The 17,379-nt window shown below is 63.8% G+C and carries 14 protein-coding genes; 4 read left to right on the top strand and 10 right to left on the bottom strand.

The annotated features are described in order from the left end of the window. Positions 1-10 precede the first annotated feature (10 nt). The 4 genes from rhaS (at position 11) to DS839_RS11165 (ending at position 4,648) form a co-directional block, all read left to right on the top strand. Positions 11-1,030 carry a rhamnose ABC transporter substrate-binding protein gene (gene rhaS / locus DS839_RS11180; protein WP_119270415.1) on the top strand — a complete coding sequence of 340 codons (1,020 nt, stop codon included), beginning with the start codon at positions 11-13 and terminating at the stop codon, positions 1,028-1,030. Positions 1,031-1,107: 77 nt separating this feature from the next. Next, positions 1,108-2,616 (top strand): sugar ABC transporter ATP-binding protein, encoded by a 1,509-nt coding sequence (locus tag DS839_RS11175; RefSeq protein WP_119270414.1) that lies wholly within the window; start codon positions 1,108-1,110, stop codon positions 2,614-2,616. Then, positions 2,613-3,605, top strand: coding sequence for an ABC transporter permease (locus DS839_RS11170; protein ID WP_119270791.1), 993 nt, complete (start codon positions 2,613-2,615; stop codon positions 3,603-3,605). Before DS839_RS11175 ends, DS839_RS11170 begins: the two co-directional genes overlap by 4 nt. Beyond that, entirely contained in the window at positions 3,602-4,648 is a 1,047-nt protein-coding gene (locus DS839_RS11165) for an ABC transporter permease (RefSeq protein ID WP_119270413.1), read from the top strand. Before DS839_RS11170 ends, DS839_RS11165 begins: the two co-directional genes overlap by 4 nt. 3 nt (positions 4,649-4,651) lie before the next feature. On the opposite strand, the gene DS839_RS11160 is transcribed toward DS839_RS11165, so the two are convergent. The 10 genes from DS839_RS11160 to DS839_RS11115 all read right to left on the bottom strand — a co-directional run bounded on the left by DS839_RS11160 (position 4,652) and on the right by DS839_RS11115 (position 17,220). Next, complete coding sequence (locus tag DS839_RS11160; protein ID WP_119270412.1) at positions 4,652-7,723, bottom strand: efflux RND transporter permease subunit; 3,072 nt, start codon at positions 7,721-7,723, stop codon at positions 4,652-4,654. A 4-nt stretch (positions 7,724-7,727) separates the two neighbouring features. Further along, positions 7,728-8,846, bottom strand: coding sequence for an efflux RND transporter periplasmic adaptor subunit (locus DS839_RS11155; protein WP_119270411.1), 1,119 nt, complete (start codon positions 8,844-8,846; stop codon positions 7,728-7,730). A gap of 95 nt (positions 8,847-8,941) precedes the next feature. Continuing rightward, positions 8,942-10,975, bottom strand: coding sequence for an amylo-alpha-1,6-glucosidase (locus DS839_RS11150; RefSeq protein ID WP_119270410.1), 2,034 nt, complete (start codon positions 10,973-10,975; stop codon positions 8,942-8,944). Continuing rightward, complete coding sequence (locus DS839_RS11145) at positions 10,972-11,583, bottom strand: cysteine hydrolase family protein (protein ID WP_119270409.1); 612 nt, start codon at positions 11,581-11,583, stop codon at positions 10,972-10,974. Before DS839_RS11145 ends, DS839_RS11150 begins: the two co-directional genes overlap by 4 nt. Then, complete coding sequence (locus DS839_RS11140; RefSeq protein WP_119270408.1) at positions 11,580-12,626, bottom strand: ABC transporter ATP-binding protein; 1,047 nt, start codon at positions 12,624-12,626, stop codon at positions 11,580-11,582. Before DS839_RS11140 ends, DS839_RS11145 begins: the two co-directional genes overlap by 4 nt. Before the next feature lie 3 nt (positions 12,627-12,629). Beyond that, positions 12,630-13,400, bottom strand: coding sequence for an ABC transporter permease (locus tag DS839_RS11135; RefSeq protein WP_119270407.1), 771 nt, complete (start codon positions 13,398-13,400; stop codon positions 12,630-12,632). Position 13,401: 1 nt separating this feature from the next. After that, positions 13,402-14,205 (bottom strand): ABC transporter permease, encoded by an 804-nt coding sequence (locus DS839_RS11130; RefSeq protein WP_119270406.1) that lies wholly within the window; start codon positions 14,203-14,205, stop codon positions 13,402-13,404. 51 nt (positions 14,206-14,256) lie between these two features. Beyond that, positions 14,257-15,336 carry an ABC transporter substrate-binding protein gene (locus tag DS839_RS11125; protein ID WP_119270405.1) on the bottom strand — a complete coding sequence of 360 codons (1,080 nt, stop codon included), beginning with the start codon at positions 15,334-15,336 and terminating at the stop codon, positions 14,257-14,259. A gap of 90 nt (positions 15,337-15,426) precedes the next feature. Then, positions 15,427-16,356, bottom strand: coding sequence for a ribokinase (gene rbsK, locus DS839_RS11120; protein ID WP_119270404.1), 930 nt, complete (start codon positions 16,354-16,356; stop codon positions 15,427-15,429). Then, entirely contained in the window at positions 16,357-17,220 is an 864-nt protein-coding gene (locus DS839_RS11115; RefSeq protein ID WP_119270403.1) for a nucleoside hydrolase, read from the bottom strand. It lies immediately after the preceding gene. Positions 17,221-17,379: the final 159 nt, after the last annotated feature.

The raw sequence follows: 17,379 nt of genomic DNA, 5'->3' as shown, positions 1-17,379 counted from the left end.
GAAAGACCAGATGACCACGACACGCCGCACTCTGTTGAAATATGGAAGCGCAGCAGCTTTTGCCGTTGCGGCTCCGGCGATCCTGACGAAGCCGCTTCGCGCCCAGGCCCAAAAGCGCATTGCCATGATCGTCAAGAATCTCGGCAACAGCTATTTCGACGCCTGCGCCAATGGCGCGAAGGAAGCGGGCTCGGAGCTGGGCGGCATCGAGATCATCTATACCGCTTCCGCCAAGCCGACCGCGGAAGAGCAGATCGCCGTGATCGATGCGCAGATCGCGCAGAAGGTCGATGGCATCATCGTTTCCGCCAATGACGCCGACGCCCTCGTGCCGGTCGGCAAGAAGGCCATGGAACGCGGCATCAAGGTGATGAGCTTCGACAGCGCCATAGCCCCCGCCGGCCGTATCGTCCATCTCTCGGCGTCATCCACGCCGCTCATCGGCGCCAAGCAGGTGCAGATGATCGCCAAGACGCTCGGCGGCAAAGGCGAGGTCGCCATCCTGTCGGCAGCCTCCACTATGACGAACCAGAATTCCTGGATCGCCGCCATGCAGGAGGAATGGAAGAAGCCCGAATACAAAGATATGCCGCTGGTGGCGACCGTCTATGGCGACGACCAGGACGACAAGAGCTATCGCGAGATGCAGGGCCTGGTGAAGGCGCATCCCAACCTCAAGGGCGTCATTTCGCCGACCACGATCGGCATCCGTTCCGGCGCCAAGGCCATCGTCGATGGCGGCCTCGTCGGCAAAGTGTTCATCACCGGCCTCGGTCTGCCTTCCGAGATGAAAGACTATGTCATGCAGGGCGCCTGCGACAGCTTCGCGATCTGGAATCCGGTGGAATATGGCTATGCCTCGACCCAGATCATGGCCGCGATCCTGGGCGGCGCCGACACGAAAGAGGGCGCCAAGCTCTCGATGGGCAAGAAGGGCGAGACGGTCGTGGGGCCGGCCGGTGAATGCATCATGGGCGAGCCCTTCGAGTTCAATAAAACGAATGTCGAGGAATTCGCGAAGATCTTCTGATCACGTCTTTACTGCATTGTCGCCATTGCCGGATCCCGGTCCGGCCATGGCTTCATGCCTATTCTCCTCGCGGCCGGATGATCGTGTCTGATCCCATCCTCACCCTTTCGGGCATTTCCAAGCGCTTTCCGGGCGTCAGAGCCCTGCATGATGTCAGCCTCGCCTTGAAACCCGGCCGGGTGACGGCCATCATCGGCGAGAATGGTGCGGGCAAGTCCACCATCGTCAAGATCCTCACCGGAATCTACACGGCGGATGAAGGCGAGATCCGGGTGCGCGGCGAGCCCAGATCCTTCGCCTCGCCGCGCGATGCGTGGGCCGCCGGCATCGCGGCGATCCAGCAGGAAACGGTGATGTTCGACGAGCTGAGCGTGGCCGAGAACATCTTCATGGGCCATATGCCGACCGGCGCGTCGCACCTCGTCGCGTGGTCCACGATGCGTGAGCGCTCGCAGGCGCTCCTCAAGCGCATCGATGCCGTCATTCCGAGCGACTTCAAGCTCAAGCGCCTGTCGGTCGCCCAGAAGCATCTGGTCGAGATCGCCCGCGCTCTGTCGCATGAGGCGCAGGTCCTCATCATGGACGAACCGACGGCCGCCCTTTCGGCGAGCGAGATCGACGATCTCTTCCGCGTCGTCGCCCAGCTCAAGGCGGAGGGCCGGGCGATCGTCTTCATCAGCCATAAATTCAATGAGATCTTCCGCATCTGCGATGATTTCATCTGCCTGCGCGACGGCGAGAAGGTCGGCGAAGGAGCGATCGCCTCGGTGACGCAAGCCCACCTGGTGCGCATGATGGTGGGCCGTCCGGTCGATCAGTTCTTCCCCAAGCGCGACGTCGAGCTCGGCGAGACCGTGCTTGCCGTCGAAGGCCTGTCCAATGCGACGGAATATGCCGATGTCTCCTTCAGCCTGCGCAAAGGCGAGATATTGGGCCTCTATGGGCTGGTCGGCGCCGGGCGCACCGAGGCCATGCAGGGGTTGTTCGGCATCACGCCCATCACGCAGGGCGAGGTGACGCTCGAGGGACAACGCCTTGCGATCGCGGCACCTTCGGATGCGATCGCCGCCGGCATCGCCTATGTGCCGGAGGACCGGCAGGACCAGGGCGCCATCCTGTCGCTCGGTATCCGCGAGAATGTGACGCTCGCCGACCTCGGCAAGCATGTGCGGGGACTGTTCCTGTCGCGTGCGTCCGAACAGGCCGAGACGCGGAGGCTCGGCCGAAGGCTCGCGGTCAAGGCGGCAAACTGGGAGCAGCGGCTCGCCGAGTTGTCGGGCGGCAACCAGCAGAAAGTCGTCATCGCCAAATGGCTGGCGACGCGCCCCAAGGTCATCGTGCTGGACGAACCGACCAAGGGCATCGATGTGGGCTCCAAGGCCGCGGTGCATGATTTCATCGGCGAGCTCGCGAGTGAAGGCCTTGCCGTCGTGCTGATCACGTCGGAACTGCCCGAGGTGATGGGCCTTGCCGACCGCGTCATCGTCATGAAGGAAGGCCGCATCGTCGATGAGTTCAAGCGCGGCGAATGGAGCGCCGAGGCGATCGTGGGCGCGGCGACCGGGGCCGCGAGCGAAGCGGCATGAAGGCCCTCCTCAATAATCGCGAGATCGTGCTCGCGCTGATCCTCCTCATCGGCATGGCACTCATCGGCGCCTATCAGCCGGCCTTCCTGGCCTGGGGCAATATCAGCGATATGCTGACCGAGACTTCGGTGCTGTTCATGATGGCGCTGGCGCAGATGGTGGTCATCCTGACGCGCGGCATCGACCTTTCGGTCGCCGCCAATCTGGCGCTTTCCGGCATGATGGCGGCACTCGTCAGCCAGTATCATCCGGAAGTGCCGCTCATCCTCATGATCCTCGCCGGCATCGTCACCGGATTGCTCCTCGGCATGATCAACGGCGCGCTCATCGCCTATCTCGGCATTCCGCCGATCGTCATGACCTTGGGCACGCTCGCGGTCTTCCGCGGCATGATCATCATCATCGCGGGCGGCGATCAGGTGAACGCGTCGGAAATGGGCGTCGCCTTCCAGGCTTTCCCGAAACAGGTCTGGCTCGGCCTGACGAGCCCGGTGTGGATCGCCATTGCGGTGGCGCTCCTGTTCTGGGTTTTCCTGAGCTTCACCCGCGCCGGCCGCGGGCTCTATGCGGTGGGCGGCAATCCGGTGGCGGCGCGCTATTGCGGCATCGACCAGCGCCGGCAGGATCTGCTCGCCTATTCCATCTCGGGCGCCGTGGCCGGGCTCTGCGGCTATTTGTGGGTGGCGCGCTATGGCGTCGCCTATTCCGAGATCGCCAGCGGCTATGAGCTGACGGTGATCGCGGCGTGCGTGATCGGCGGCGTGTCGATCGGCGGCGGCATCGGCACGGTCGCCGGGACATTGCTGGGCGCTCTGTTCCTCGGCATCGTGATGACGGCGCTGCCGGTGATGCAGATATCGCCCTTCTGGCAAATGGCGATTTCGGGCGCCGTCATCCTCACCGCCGTCGTCATCAATGCGCGCGCCGAGCGCCGGCCCGACAAGCTGATCCTGCCCGAGGCGCGCCGGTTGAGACGGGTGGCGCCATGACCGCGCCCGCCACGTCCGAGGATCGCTATGCCGTCGCCGACTCACCGCCCCGGCGCTTGCGCGACATCGTCCTCTCCTGGGAGGTGATCCTCGTCATTCTGCTGGCGCTCACCATCATCGTGAACACCATCGCCTCGCCCTATTTCCTCGACGTCTTCAACCTGGCGGACGCAACCTTCAACTTCTCCGAGAAGGCGATCATCGCGCTCGCCATGGCGCTCTTGATCCTGGTACGCGAGATCGATCTTTCGGTCGCCGCCATCGTGGCGCTGGCCGCCATGGGGGTCGGCTATGCGGCGGAAGCGGGCTATGGCGCGCCCGTCCTGTTCGCGACCGGCATCGGCATCGGCCTTCTCTGCGGCGTCTTCAATGGCGTGCTGGTATCGTTCCTCAATCTTCCCTCGATCGTCGTCACCATCGGAACGATGTCGCTGTTTCGCGGGTTGACCCAGGTGATCCTGGGCGACCAGGCGAAGACGAAGTTCCCGCAGGAATTCCTCGATCTCGGGCAGAGCTATTTCATCAAGATGAAAGAGACGGGCATATCCTGGCTGTTCCTGCCGCCGGTGCCGCTGTCTTTCCTGATCTTCCTCGTCCTCACGGCGCTGTTCGGCATCGTGCTGCACAGAACGGCGATCGGCCGCCAGCTCTTCGCCACCGGCTCCAACCCGGTGGCGGCGCGCTTTTCCGGCATACCGGTGGCGCGTCTACGCTTCATCCTGTTCGTCGTATCGGGGATCCTGGCGGGCCTCGCCGCCGGCCTCCTGGCGGCGCGGCTCGGCTCCGTGCGCTCCAATATCGGCATCGGCTGGGAGCTCGATATCGTCACCATGGTCATACTGGGCGGCGTTTCGATCGCCGGCGGCGTCGGCTCCATTCTCGGCGTCTTCCTCGCCGTGCTGGTGCTGGGCCTCCTGACCTTCGGCATGTCGCTCAACAACATCCCAGGCCAGGTGGTCAGCGTCTATATCGGCGCGCTGCTGATCGCCGTGATCGCCATTCCGCGCATCATCGAGCGCATGAAGCGCGCGAGCGGGCGGTAGGACTTATTCCGCCGCTTTCGGGAAGGCGACGATCGCTGCCTCGGACTCGGCCACCGCCTTGCGGCCAAACAGGCTGTAGACGGCGGGCACGACGAACAGCGTCAAGAGCGTGCCGAAAGTCATGCCGCCGACAATGACCCAGCCGATCTGGACGCGGCTCTCGGAACCGGCGCCATGCGCCATGGCGAGCGGCATGGCGCCCAGCACCATGGCGCAGGTGGTCATCAGGATGGGCCGCAAGCGCAAGGTCGCCGCCTCGATGACGGCGGCGCTGCGACTCCTGCCCTCATCCTGCAGGCGATTGGCGAAATCGACGATCAGGATGCCGTGCTTGGTGATGAGGCCGACCAGCGTCACGAGGCCGATCTGCGAATAGATGTTGAGCGTGCCGCCGGTGAGCTTGAGCGCGAGAAGCGCGCCGGTCATCGACAAGGGCACCGTCAGCATGATCATCAGAGGATCGCGGAAGCTCTCGAATTGCGCCGACAGGACGAGATAGATGAAGGCGAGCGCCAGGACGAAGATGAACAGGATGTTGCTGCTGGCGTCACGGAACTCGCGGCTCTGGCCGGAGACGTCGGTCAGCGCGGTGGCGGGCAAAACCTCATTCGCCGCGGCCTGAATGGCCTGGAGCGCCTGGCCCAGAGTGTAGCCGGGCGACAGATTGGCATAGATGGTGACGGAACGAAGCTGGTTGAAGCGGCGCAGATCCTTGGGCGCCACCGTCTCGGTGATCGAGACGATGTTGGAGAGCTGGATCATCTCGCCCGAACTGTTGCGCACGAACATGCGCGCGAGGTTTTCCGGCGCGGTGCGCTCGCTGGCGTCGAGCTGGACGAGGACGTCGTACTGCTCGCCCGCGATCTCGAAGCGGGTCACCTGGCGGCCGCCCAGCATCGTCTCGAGGGTGCGGCCGACCTCCGACACGTCGAGCCCCAGATCGGCGACCCGGTCGCGGTCGATCTTCACCTCGAGCTGCGGCTTGTTGAGCTTGAGATCGGTATCGAGATCGGTGAGGCCGGGATTCTGCGCCAGCCTGTCGACCATGGCGTCGCTGTATTTCTGCAGATCCGCATAGGTTCCGGAGGTCTGGATGACGAACTCGACCGGCCGTCCGCTGCCGCGGCGCCCGAAGCCGGCCATCGAGCGCGCCGAGACCTGGGCGCCGGCCACTTTACGCAATTTGGGCCCGAGGCGCTGGGCGATCTGCGCCTGAGTCAGGTCGCGATCGGCATAATCCTTGAGGCGGCCGATGGTCCTGAATTCGGTCACCTCCGGCATCCCGACGGTCACCATATAGGCACGGATATTCGGCGACGTCTTGAGGATGCCTTCGACTTGCGCGGCATAACGGTCGGTGAAAGCGAGCGTCGATCCCTCCGGCGTCTGGCCGTTGATCTGCAGGACGCCGCGGTCCTCGGGGGGCGTCAGCTCGGAATTGAGACCGGTGAACAGGAAGCCGCCCAAACCTGCGACCGCGAGAGCGATCAGGAAGACGGCATAGCGCGCCTTGACGGCGAGCCTGAGAAGGAAACGGTAAACATGCTCGAGCCGCGCCAGCACCCGCTCGATGAAGCGGGCGACGAGATTGGGCCGGGCATTGTGCTTCAACAGCTTCGAGCACATCATGGGTGTCAACGTCAAAGCGATGAAGCCCGATATGACCACCGCGCCCGCAAGCGTGAGGGCGAATTCGAGGAACAGGCGGCCGGTCGAGCCCGGCATGAAGGCGATCGGCGCATAGACGGCGGCAAGGGTGAGCGTCATCGCCACGATGGCGAAGCCGATCTCGCGCATGCCCTTGAGCGCCGCCTCGAAAGGCTTCATGCCCTCCTCAATGTGACGGAAGATGTTTTCGAGCACGACGATGGCGTCATCGACGACGAGGCCGATGGCCAGCACCATGGCGAGAAGCGTCAGCATGTTGATCGAGAGGCCGGTCAGCAGCATGACCGCGAAAGTGGCGACGAGCGAGATCGGGATCGTGACGATCGGGATCAGCGATGCCCTGAGCGAATGCAGGAAGAACATGATGATCAGGATGACGAGCGCGATCGCCTCCATGATCGTCGTGAAGACCGAGCCGACCGACTGCTCGATGAACTGGGTCGAGTCATAGCCGATTTCGCCGCTGACTCCGTCCGGCAGGGAGTCGATGATCGAGGGCATCACCCGGCGCACTTCCTTCGACACATCGAGTGGATTGGCGACCGCCTGCTTGATGATGCCGACGGTGATCGCCGTCTGGCCCATATAGCGGCTGGTGCGGCGGACCTCGTCGGAGCCGAGCTCGACGCGGGCGACATCGCCGAGCTTGACCTGCAGCCCGCCCGCCCGCTTCAGCATGATGTTGCGAAATTCCTGAGGCTCCGACAGCGCGGTCTTGGACAGCACGGTGAATTCGCGGTCGTCGCTCTCGATGCGTCCGGCCGGGATCTCGGCATTCTGCTGGCGCAGCGCATCCTCGACATCCTGGACGGTCAAGCCATAGCCCGCCAGCCGGTCACGGTCGATCCAGATGCGCATGGCATAGAGGCGCTGGCCGTAGATTTCGGCGTCCGATATGCCGGTCAGGTTCTTGAAGCGATCGACGACATAGCGGTCGACATAGTCGGTGAGCTCGATGGCGTTCAGTCGTTCGGAGCGGAAGTTGATGTAGATGATGGCCTGCGCATCGGCTTCGACCTTGGCGATGATGGGCTCGTCCACTTCGTCGGGGAGCCGTCCGCGGACGCGGCTGACGCGGTCGCGCACGTCGCTCGCGGCGGTATCGATATTGACGTCCGACTTGAACCTGACGGTGATGCGGCTCGATTCCGACCGGCTGGTCGATTCGATGATGTCGATGCCCTCGATGCCGGCAAGCGATCCTTCCAGCACCTGGGTGACTTGCGATTCCATCAGGACCGCCGAGGCGCCGGTGTAAGTGGTTGCCACCGAGACGACCGGCTCGTCGACCTGCGGGTATTCGCGCACCGTCAGGCGGCCATAGGAGACGATGCCGATGAGCAGGATGATGAGGCTCAAGACGGTGGCGAAGACCGGGCGGCGGATGCAGAGTTCGGAGAGCGACATCGGCTCAGCCTTCGATCGCGGCGGTCGTCGGCGGCACGATCTCGACATCGGCGCCGTCGCGCAACCGCGCCTGGCCGGCGATCACCACTTGCTGGCCGACCTCGACGCCCTCCAGAATCTCGACGAAGCCGTTCTCGCGCCGGCCGGCGAGCACCTTCGTCTCCTTGGCCTTGCCATTGTCGGCCTTGAAGACGAGGAAGTCGCTGCCGCGCGGAACCAAGGCGCTCTCCGGGATCGTCACGGCGGTGCGCGGCTGGCCCTTGACCGTGATGCGGGCGAGGAGACCGGGGCGCAGCTTGTCGTCCTCGTTGGGAAGGGTCGCCTTGACCCTGATGGCACGGCCATTGACGTCGACCGCCGGGTCGATGGCGTAGATCTGGCCCTCGAAGCGTGTGCCGGGCAGCGCGTCGGCGATGATCTCGATCTTCTGGCCGACGCTGAGCTTCGACAGATAGAATTCGGGCACGCTGAAATTGACCTTCAGCCGGTCGATCTTCTCGAGATTGGCCAAAGGCGTGCCGGCCGTGACATAGGCGCCGGGCGAGACGGTGCGGAAGCCCATGACACCCGGGAACGGCGCCTTGATCGACAGTTTCTGGTGCTGCGCTTCGATCAGATCATAGACGGCTTGCGCGACCAGCCGCTCGGAATTGGCGGTGTCGAGGGTTGTCTGCGAGGCGGTGCCGGATTTGCGCAGAGAGGCAGCGCGTTCGTAATTGGCCTTGGCGAGCGCCAGGCGGGCTTCGGCATCCTCCCGCTGGGCGGCGATCAGCGTGTCGTCGAGCGTGATCAGAACTTCCCCGGCCGCGACCTCGTCGCCTTCGGTGAATTTGATTTCCGTGACGCGGCCTGCCGTCTCGGCGGCGATCTGAACCGATTCATCGGAGAGGAGCGAGCCCACGGCCGTGATGTCGTCGCTCATCGTCTTGGTCGCGGCGGCGGCCACTTCGACGGGCGAGGGATTTGCCGTGCCCTGACGTTTCTTCTCAGGCGCCGGCTGGCTTTCGGCGAGCTTGCCGGTCGTCGCCGACCAGAATGACGGCACGAGGCCGGTCCGCTGCGCATAGAAGGCGGACGCGGCCAGGACCGCCAGAACAAACAGAGAAACCAGCGTCTTCTTCATAGATCTCGATATTACCGGAAATTTAGCCCGCAATTAAGACGGCGGGAGAGCTAAAACCCGTCGGATTAAATAGCGGGATAAGCCGCGGCCCGTCATCACAGGCTTGTGAGCGGTCCGGGAATGCGACCCTGCTTTTGGGTCGTGAAAACAATCTCTTCGCCGCGCGTGAGGGTGAGCTTGCCCGTCTTGCGGGTGATCGTCAGGGCACCCAAGGGTGTGGTGACCGGGCCAAAGGTGAAATCCTCGCCTTCGTTGCGCAACTCCCAGCCGCGCCAGGGCGAGAAATGCATGGTCCGGGCCTGGGCGATAAAGGGCAGGAGCGCCGACCACGAGTAGAAGGGATCGGTGTCGGGCTGGTCCAGGCCCTCGCCGGTCTCGGGGTGATAGTTCTCGGGCGACAGACGGCGTTCTTCCCAGCTTTGCAGGAAAAGGCGCCAGCCCTTCTCGGCAAGCCGGTCGGCGGCCTCATATTCGCCCGCCCGCTCGAGGCCGTTCCAGGTGAGCCAGTTGAGGATCGGCCAGATGCGGCCGCGCCAATAGACATTGTCGGTGATGGCCGGATCATCGCGCGACACCGAGGGCAGGCCGAAATGGCCGCCGAATTTCTTCGGATCCTCGAGATGCTTCAGCAAGTGCTTCTGCTGCTCCTTCGAGGCGGCACCGCAGAGGAGCGGATAGAAGCTCGTTGGGGCGACACTCTTCACGAAGGCGCCCGACCACAGCCGGTTGGCGAAGATTTTGCGCTTGCCGTCCCAGAAATGCGTGCCGATCTTCTTGCGCAATTGAGCGGCGTGGGCGTCGTGACGCTTGGCCTCGTCCAGGCGGCCAAGGGCGCGCGCCATGAGGCCCAGCATCTCGCAATCGAGGCAGACGAGCGAGTTCAGGCCGACATCCTCGCAATCGAGCGTGCGGCTCTTCTCGTTCCAGCGCGCCTCGTCATGGATCGGCGAATTGTCCATGAAGCTCTCATCCTTGGCGGCGAGCTTGGTGCCTTTATAGAGGCCCTGGCCCACATCGGATGAGCCGAATTCGAGCAGGCCATTGCCATTGCCGTCGCGCACCCGCCTGATCCAGTCGTTGTTGCGCGCCAATATGTCATAGGCCATGTCGATGAAGAGCCGGCTGCCAGTGCGCAAATAGATCTGCCAGACGATGAAGGAGATGATCGGCGTCTGGGTGCGGTCGACCCAGGCGTCATTGCCGGTCATGATGCAGGGCAGGTTGCCTTCGGGCGCCGCCGCCGAGAGCAGCATCGCCAGATTCTCGCGCGCCTGGTCGGGATCGAACAGCGAAACGATGAAGGCGTTGATTGCCGTGTCATTCAGCCAGAAGCCGAAGCCGCCGAATTTCTTGAGATCCCAGTTGCGCGAGCAGGTGATGTAGGGACGGTGATTGACGCTGTCCCAGATGGTGTTCCAGCCCATGATATCGGCCATGGCATCGAGTGCTGCGCCGCGCGTCCAAACCTTGCTTACGGCCGGCGTTGCGGTGAGCCCTTTGAACGCCAGCTCCTTGCGATCGGCGATGGCGATCGAAAAACCGTTCTCCGGCGCTTCCTCGAGATTGAAGCGCAAGGCCAGGACCTTGGCGCTCGAGCTCCGCGAGGCCAGATACCAGTAGCCATGTGTCTCATATTCGCTGCGCAAGCCGTCGAGCGTCTCATGGCCCGTCACCAGAAGCGGATCGCGTGCGGCTCTGACGGCGACGCTGCGCGGACCGATGGTGCAAAATGCGGCGCGGCTCTCTTCGTCATAGTGCCAGAGCGCGCCATCGTCCTGGCTCAAGGCCAGCACCACCCAGAAGCGCAAGCCCCATTCGCCGAATTTGGTCGCCTTCCATGCCCCGGTGAGATTGAACGGCGACGTCTTCTCATAGACCCAGTCGAGATGGGTGCCGCCATGGGCGAAGGAGGCCTCGATCAACCGGCCGTCGGGCTCGTGGCGGCCGAGCCTGATGTCGGAGCCCGGGCCCATCAGCGAGGTCTTGGCCGTGCTCGCAGCATAGAAGACCGGCGTGATCCTCAACCCCAGCGGCAGATGCGACATTTCGAGATAGCGGTCGGCAGCCCAGGTGTTCCAGGCGCGATGGACCGGGATATTGGGGGTGCGCAAATAGTTCGGAACCGTCATGGCGTCCAGGCCTTCAGCAACGTGTCGGTCTCGATGAGCTCGACCTGCTGGTCGAAGCGCGGATAGATGCTGTCGAGCGATGAGTCATGCCCCGGGGGCGATGAGCTCGCGATCGCATCGGAGATGAGGATGGTGCGGTAGCCGCGATCGATGGCGGTGAGCGCGGTGGCGAGCACGCAGACATCGGTCTCGACGCCGGTGAAGATGATGGTGTCGGCCTCAAGCTCGTCGAGCGCTTCCTGGAAGCGCGGCGCCTCGAAGGCCGAATGCACATATTTGTCGATGACGCGCGCCGGCGGCGTGAAGCGCCGCAGGAGCGGAATGAGATCGAGAAGATCGGCATCGATATTGCTCGAGAGCACGCTCTTCCAATGACGATAGTAGATCTGCCATTGGCCTTGCGCATCCTCGGCGCGCTCGGGCGTGAGGAAGCGGGTGAAGAGGGTGAGATGCGGGGCATGGGCGGTGATGCGGGCGACGCGGGGCGCGATGTCATGGACGACGGGAGATGCCCATTCGGTGTCCTCCGCGAATAGTCGCTGCATGTCGATCGCGGCATGGACGGCGCGCTTGCCGATGGGGCCGAAACGAAGTCCTCTTATACTCATGGTTCCACCGGAATGGTCTGCGTCCTGTCCCAGCTCACCGTGACCTGAGCCCCGGTGTCGAGGACGTCGCCGGTCTGGTTCTGGATGAAAGCCAGAAGCGGTACATCGCCGAGGACGTGCGTCTTGATGCGATAGGTCACGCTGGCGCCGGAATAGATCGCCTGGATGATCTCGCCCGCCAGGCTGTTGCCCGCGATCTTCTGCGTGCCGGCCGTGACCGTGAGCTTCTCCGGCCGCACGATCGCAGCACCCGTCGAGGGCTTCGAGGTCGCCAAGACCGTGCCGTCGGCGAGCCGCAATCCCTCCGCGACCGGCGTACCGTGGAAGACATTGGCGTCGCCCAAGAAATTCGCGGCGAAGATGTTGGCCGGACGCTCATAGACGGTGTGCGGCGCACCGACCTGGATCAGGCGGCCCTGATCGATGATGGCGATGCGGTCGGAAAGGGTGAGCGCCTCTTCCTGGTCGTGGGTCACGAAGATCGCCGTGACGCCGGTCTCGCGCTGGATGTCCTTGAGCTCGACCTGCATCTCCTGGCGCAGGCGCCGGTCGAGCGCGCCCAAGGGCTCGTCGAGCAGGAGGACTTTCGGCCTCGTGATCAGGGCCCGGGCGAGGGCCACGCGCTGCTGCTGGCCGCCCGACAATTGCCGTGGATAGCGGCCCTCGAGCCCCTTGAGACGGACGAGGGCCAGCATCTCGGTGACGCGCTTTTGAATATCTTCGCGCGCAACGCCCCGGACATCGAGGCCGAAGCCGATATTCTCGGCAATGGTCAGATGCGGGAAGAGCGCATAGGACTGGAACACCATGCCGATGGCGCGGCGATGCACCGGCACGGCCTCGACCTGCTCGCCGTCGAAGGAGATGGTGCCTTCATCGGGCGTGATGAAGCCCGCGATCGAGCGCAGCAAGGTGGTCTTGCCCGAGCCCGAGGGCCCGAGCAATCCGAAGAACTCGCCGTCATTGAAGGTGATCGAGACATCATCGAGCGCGGCGAAACTGCCATAGCGCTTGGTCACATGCTCGATGTCGACGCGGCTCATGGCTCAATTGTCTCCGCCGAATTTATAGTTGCGGGCGACGATCAGCATGAGGCCCATGGAGAGGAGGATGATGATCGAGGAGATGGCGTTGATCTCCGGCGTAAAGCCCTTGCGGATGGAGGTATAGATTTCGACCGGCAAGGTCGAGGTGCCGGGCGGCGCCAGGAAATAGGAGATCACGAACTGGTCGAAGGAGACGGCGAAGGCGAAGAGCGCCGCGGCGGTGATGCCGGGCAGGAGCACCGGCACGGTGATGCGCCAGAAGGTCTGCCAGGGTGTGGCGCCGAGGCTACGGGCGGCCTCTTCGAGCTGCGGCCCGAAATTGGCGAAGCGGGCCCCGACCACCACGATCACATAGGGCAGCGACAAAGCCACATGGCCGAGGAGGATCGCATGCAGGCCACGCCCGATGCCGGTCCAGAAGAAAAAGATCAGCATCGAGGTGCCGATGATCAGCCAGGGGATGGTGATGGGCGGGAAGAGCAGGATCTGCAACAGGCGCTTGGCGCGGAAGTCGTAGCGCGCGAAGGCATAGGCCGCGAGCGTGCCGAGCGTGGTCGCGATCACCGCATTGACGCAGGCGATCCACACGCTGTTCCAGCTCGCCTGCAGCAGCTTCTGGTTCTGGGCCAGGGCCTTGAACCAGACGAGATCGAAAGTGAACGGCATCTCGTAGAGCGCCGAGCGGTTGAAGGCCATGGCGATCATCACCGCGATCGGCAGATAGAGGAAGACGAGGACGAGGCCCAGATAGGCTTTGGCGGCGCGTTCCATGTCAACCGACCGCCATTTGCTTCTTGAGGAAAGGTGTCGCCGCCAGCAGGATGACGAGCACCATGCCGAGCATGGTGAAGGAGAGCGCCGCGCCCAAGGGCCAGTTGAAGGCGGTGATGAACTGGCCCTCGATGATCGGGCCGAGCATGATCGCATCCTTGCCGCCCAATATGCGCGGTTCCATGAAGGAGCCGATCACCGGCACGAAGATGAGGAAGATGGCGGCGAGGATGCCGGGCATGCTCAAGGGCAAAGTGATGCGGCGGAAGGCCTGCGCCGGTGTTGCGCCGAGGCTGCGGCCCGCTTCGATCAGCGCATCGTCGATCGCCTGGAGCGAGATGTAGCAGGTCAGGATCGCATAGGGCAGATAGGCATGGACGAGGCCGACGACGATCGCCGGATAGGAGAACAGGATGTTGAAGGGCTCGCGCAGCACCATGGTCCAGGAGAAGGTGCGCACCAGCGCGTTCGACCAGAAGGGCAGGATGATGAGCAGGAAGATCGCCTCGCGCCACCGGCCCTTCACATATTTGGCGAGGCCCAGAGCGGCCGGATAGCCGATGACGAGGCAGAGTGCCGTCACATAGAGGCCGAGCTCGATCGAGCGCCAGGCATTGTACCAGTAGATGTGCTTGGTGAAGAAGTCGGTATAGTTCTTGAGAGTGAAATGCACTTCCTTGCCGCCCAAAGGCGAGGCGGTGAGAAAGCTGAAATAGAACATGGCGGCGAGCGGCAGGAGCACCGTCACGGCGAGCCACAGATAGGCGGGGGCCGTCAAAGCGAAGACGGTGCGAGCCTGGCGCATATTCAGTCCCTCTCCCGCACGGGGGAAGGATGATGGGCTATAAACGAAGCTTCAGAGGGCAAAGCTCGTTTTCACCTCGTCCCAGAGCTCCTGGTTCTTCTGCTTCTGCTCGTCGGAAATCGGCGCCATCCACTGGACGCGCTTCACCACTTCGGGATCGCCGAGCACTACGCGGTTGAGCGCGTCCGCCGGCAATTGCGCATTGGCCTTGGCATTGGCGGAAGCGGGCGCCCCGATATCATTGTCCCATTTCACATAGAATTCGGGATCGACCATGAAATTGATGAAGGTGGCGGCGCCTTCGGCATTGGGCGCGTTGGTTGGGATGGTGAGGCCGTCGAACCAGCCGATGGCGCCTTCCTTCGGCACCACGAATTCGACGGGGAGCTTCATCGCCTTCTTGGAGCGCGCGGCCGAGCCCGACCAATAGACGGCGAGGTCATAGTCGCCCGCCGCCATGTATTTGTTCCACTCGTCCTCCGACGACCAGAAGGTCTTGATCTGGCTCTTCAGCGCCTTGAGCTTGTCCTTGATCTTCTCGATGTCGGCCGGCGCATTCATGTCCTGGCCGGTGGCGAGGGCGGCGATCTGGATCGATTCCAGCGCATCGTCGCGCCAGCCGACCTTGCCGGCATGGGCGGGATCCCACAGGGCTTCCATGGAGTCCGGCTTGGTTTTGACCTTCTCGGTGTTGTAGGCGAAGGAGGTCAGGCCCCAGACCCAGGCGATGGCGTAATGCTTGCCGTCCATCACGAAGCGGTCGCTGTCGCGCAGCGCCGCGGTGAGGTCGTTGAAGTTGGAGAATTTCGAGGTGTCGAGCGGCTGGATCAGGCCCTCACGGGCCGCTTCCATGACATAGATGTTGTTCATCAGCACGACGTCGTAGGTGCCGGGGCTGGTGCGCAGCTTGGTCAGCATCTCCTGCTCGGAGTTGAAATAGTCGTGCACGACCTTGATGCCGGTCTTCTTCTCGAACATCTCGAGCGCCCATTTCTCATCAGTGCCGTAGCCCTGCCAGTTCAGGACCTTGATTTCGCCGGCGGCGTGAGCGGCGCGATGGGTGAGGCCAAGGGCGGCAGCGCCACCCAGGAGAGCCAGTGCGGAGCGGCGTGACAGGGCAAAGCGTGACATGGAAGTCTCCCTCGGTTCTTTGGGTGCGGACTTTAACGGATGGGCCGCGGGCCCGCAATGCGGGCCCCCGTTGCGGATTTATCTAAAATGTCAGGAGGCCGAGACCTTGCCCAGGAAGGCCTCGATCTCGGCGCGTGTCGGCGCCGCTGCGGAAGCGCCCTTCTTCGTGGTCGACAGCGCGCCGCAGGCGGCGGCGAAACGCACCGCTTCGGCAAGGGGCTTGCCGTCATCGAGAGCGGAAGCGAGGCCGCCATTGAAGCTGTCGCCGGCGGCCACCGTGTCGATCGCTTTGACCTTGAAGGGCGGAACGAAACCTTCCGCCGCAGGGCCTGAGAAAGCGACGCCCTTGGCGCCGAGCTTCACCACCGCCGTCGCGAAGCCCTTGGCCTTGAGCTCGCGGGCGGCGGCGAGGCCGTCCTCCGGCGTTGCCGGCTGCCAGCCGAGAAGTCCCGCCGCTTCGCTCTCATTGGGCGTCACGATATCGATGGCAGCGATCACCTCGGTCGGCAAAGGCTCTTTGGGCGCGGGGGCGGGATCGAGAATGACGGTGCCCTGATGGGCGCGGAGGATCTTCGCCGCGGCGAGCGAGGCCTTTAGGGGGACTTCGAGCTGGAGCAGCAGCACGCGGCATCTGGCGAGATCGCCCGCCGCCGCCGCGGCGTCGCTCGCGTCGACCGCGGCATTGGCGCCGGCGATCACCGAGATCATGTTCTGCCCGCTTTCGCCGACCTTGATGATGGCAATGCCGGTGGCGGAAGTGTCATCGCGGCGGATGCCGGCAAGATCGACGTCATAGGAAGTGAGCTCGGCGCGCGCCGCGTCGCCGAAGGAATCGGCACCGGTGCGGCCGATGAAGATCACGTCATTGCCGAGCTTCCTCGCCGCGACCGCCTGGTTGGCGCCCTTGCCGCCGAGGCCCATCTTGTAGCTCGATCCATGCAGCGTCTCGCCAGGCTTCGGCAGGCGATCGAGATAGGCGATCACATCCATGTTGATGGAGCCGAACACGGCGACGCTCATTCAATCCTCCCCGCATAGTCTCCGCTGCATATGCCGGAAGAGATCGTCCCGGACAACCTGCGTCAGGACATCATGCGGGCCGTCCGCTGCCGCGGTGAAGTGCGTGCGGCCTTCCTCGGGACCTTCAGTGACGACGGAGATACGGCCGCGCTCGGGGGTGAAGAGCCCGGGCCACAGAAGGAGGGCGATGACCGCCGCATCGTGAATGGCGGCAGGCTGGGCGTTGCTGCCGGCGTAAGGAAGAAGCTCGCCGACGAGCCGTGCGGCGCGCGTGTCGGCGCAAGTGAGCGCGGCGGTCATTTCCCCGGGCACGATCAGGCCACGGGTGATGTCGAGCGGCACGAGGGTGATCGGGATGCCGGAAGCGAAGACGATCTGCGCCGCGTGCGGATCGGCCCAGATATTGAGCTCGGCATGGGGCGTCGCATTGCCGCGGCCGAGCGCGCCACCCATGATCACCAGTCGCCGGGGCCTGCGGCCCCTCGCGATGAGGCCGGCGATATTGGTGAGCGAGCCAATGGCACAGACCACATCCGCTTCCTGCGCGAGCCGCTCGAAGCCTTCGCGGTCCAGGCGTTTGGATGCGCGCCCCGGCGGTGCGAGCGGCAATATGCCGTCGCCGCCCCATAGATCGGTCGAATGCCGGGCCTCTATCGTGAGCGGCTGGGCCGCGCCCTGGAACAGCGGGCAGGGGCAAGCGAGGCGGTCCATGACCTGTTCGGCATTGGCGGTCACTACGTCGATGGGAGCGTTGGCGGCGACGGTCGAAACGGCCAAGACCTCGAACTCGGGCGAGGCCATGGCCAGCGCCAAGGCGACGGCATCGTCGAGACCTGGATCGCAGTCGAGGAGGAGGCGGTGCATGGCCTTTCAATAGAGGTCCCGGAGGGCGCTGGGAACCGGCTTTCAGGCCATGTTGCGGTGCATTATTTTGCGGCAAAAAATGGCGGATTTGCATCCCGCCCAGGCTTAAGTCTATGAATTTTATCGAGTTTATGGTGTCAAAAAATAGTCACAGTAGAT

The sequence above is a fragment of the Taklimakanibacter deserti genome, from assembly GCA_003574785.1.
This window is presented reverse-complemented; position numbering and strand designations above follow the sequence as displayed.

Coding starts and splice junctions, on each gene's coding strand:
- rhaS (WP_119270415.1), top strand. CDS start 11: ATGACCACGACACGCCGCACTCTGTTGAAATATGGAAGCGCAGCAGCT.
- DS839_RS11175 (WP_119270414.1), top strand. CDS start 1,108: ATGATCGTGTCTGATCCCATCCTCACCCTTTCGGGCATTTCCAAGCGC.
- DS839_RS11170 (WP_119270791.1), top strand. CDS start 2,613: ATGAAGGCCCTCCTCAATAATCGCGAGATCGTGCTCGCGCTGATCCTC.
- DS839_RS11165 (WP_119270413.1), top strand. CDS start 3,602: ATGACCGCGCCCGCCACGTCCGAGGATCGCTATGCCGTCGCCGACTCA.
- DS839_RS11160 (WP_119270412.1), bottom strand. CDS start 7,723: ATGTCGCTCTCCGAACTCTGCATCCGCCGCCCGGTCTTCGCCACCGTC.
- DS839_RS11155 (WP_119270411.1), bottom strand. CDS start 8,846: ATGAAGAAGACGCTGGTTTCTCTGTTTGTTCTGGCGGTCCTGGCCGCG.
- DS839_RS11150 (WP_119270410.1), bottom strand. CDS start 10,975: ATGACGGTTCCGAACTATTTGCGCACCCCCAATATCCCGGTCCATCGC.
- DS839_RS11145 (WP_119270409.1), bottom strand. CDS start 11,583: ATGAGTATAAGAGGACTTCGTTTCGGCCCCATCGGCAAGCGCGCCGTC.
- DS839_RS11140 (WP_119270408.1), bottom strand. CDS start 12,626: ATGAGCCGCGTCGACATCGAGCATGTGACCAAGCGCTATGGCAGTTTC.
- DS839_RS11135 (WP_119270407.1), bottom strand. CDS start 13,400: ATGGAACGCGCCGCCAAAGCCTATCTGGGCCTCGTCCTCGTCTTCCTC.
- DS839_RS11130 (WP_119270406.1), bottom strand. CDS start 14,205: ATGCGCCAGGCTCGCACCGTCTTCGCTTTGACGGCCCCCGCCTATCTG.
- DS839_RS11125 (WP_119270405.1), bottom strand. CDS start 15,336: ATGTCACGCTTTGCCCTGTCACGCCGCTCCGCACTGGCTCTCCTGGGT.
- rbsK (WP_119270404.1), bottom strand. CDS start 16,356: ATGAGCGTCGCCGTGTTCGGCTCCATCAACATGGATGTGATCGCCTAT.
- DS839_RS11115 (WP_119270403.1), bottom strand. CDS start 17,220: ATGCACCGCCTCCTCCTCGACTGCGATCCAGGTCTCGACGATGCCGTC.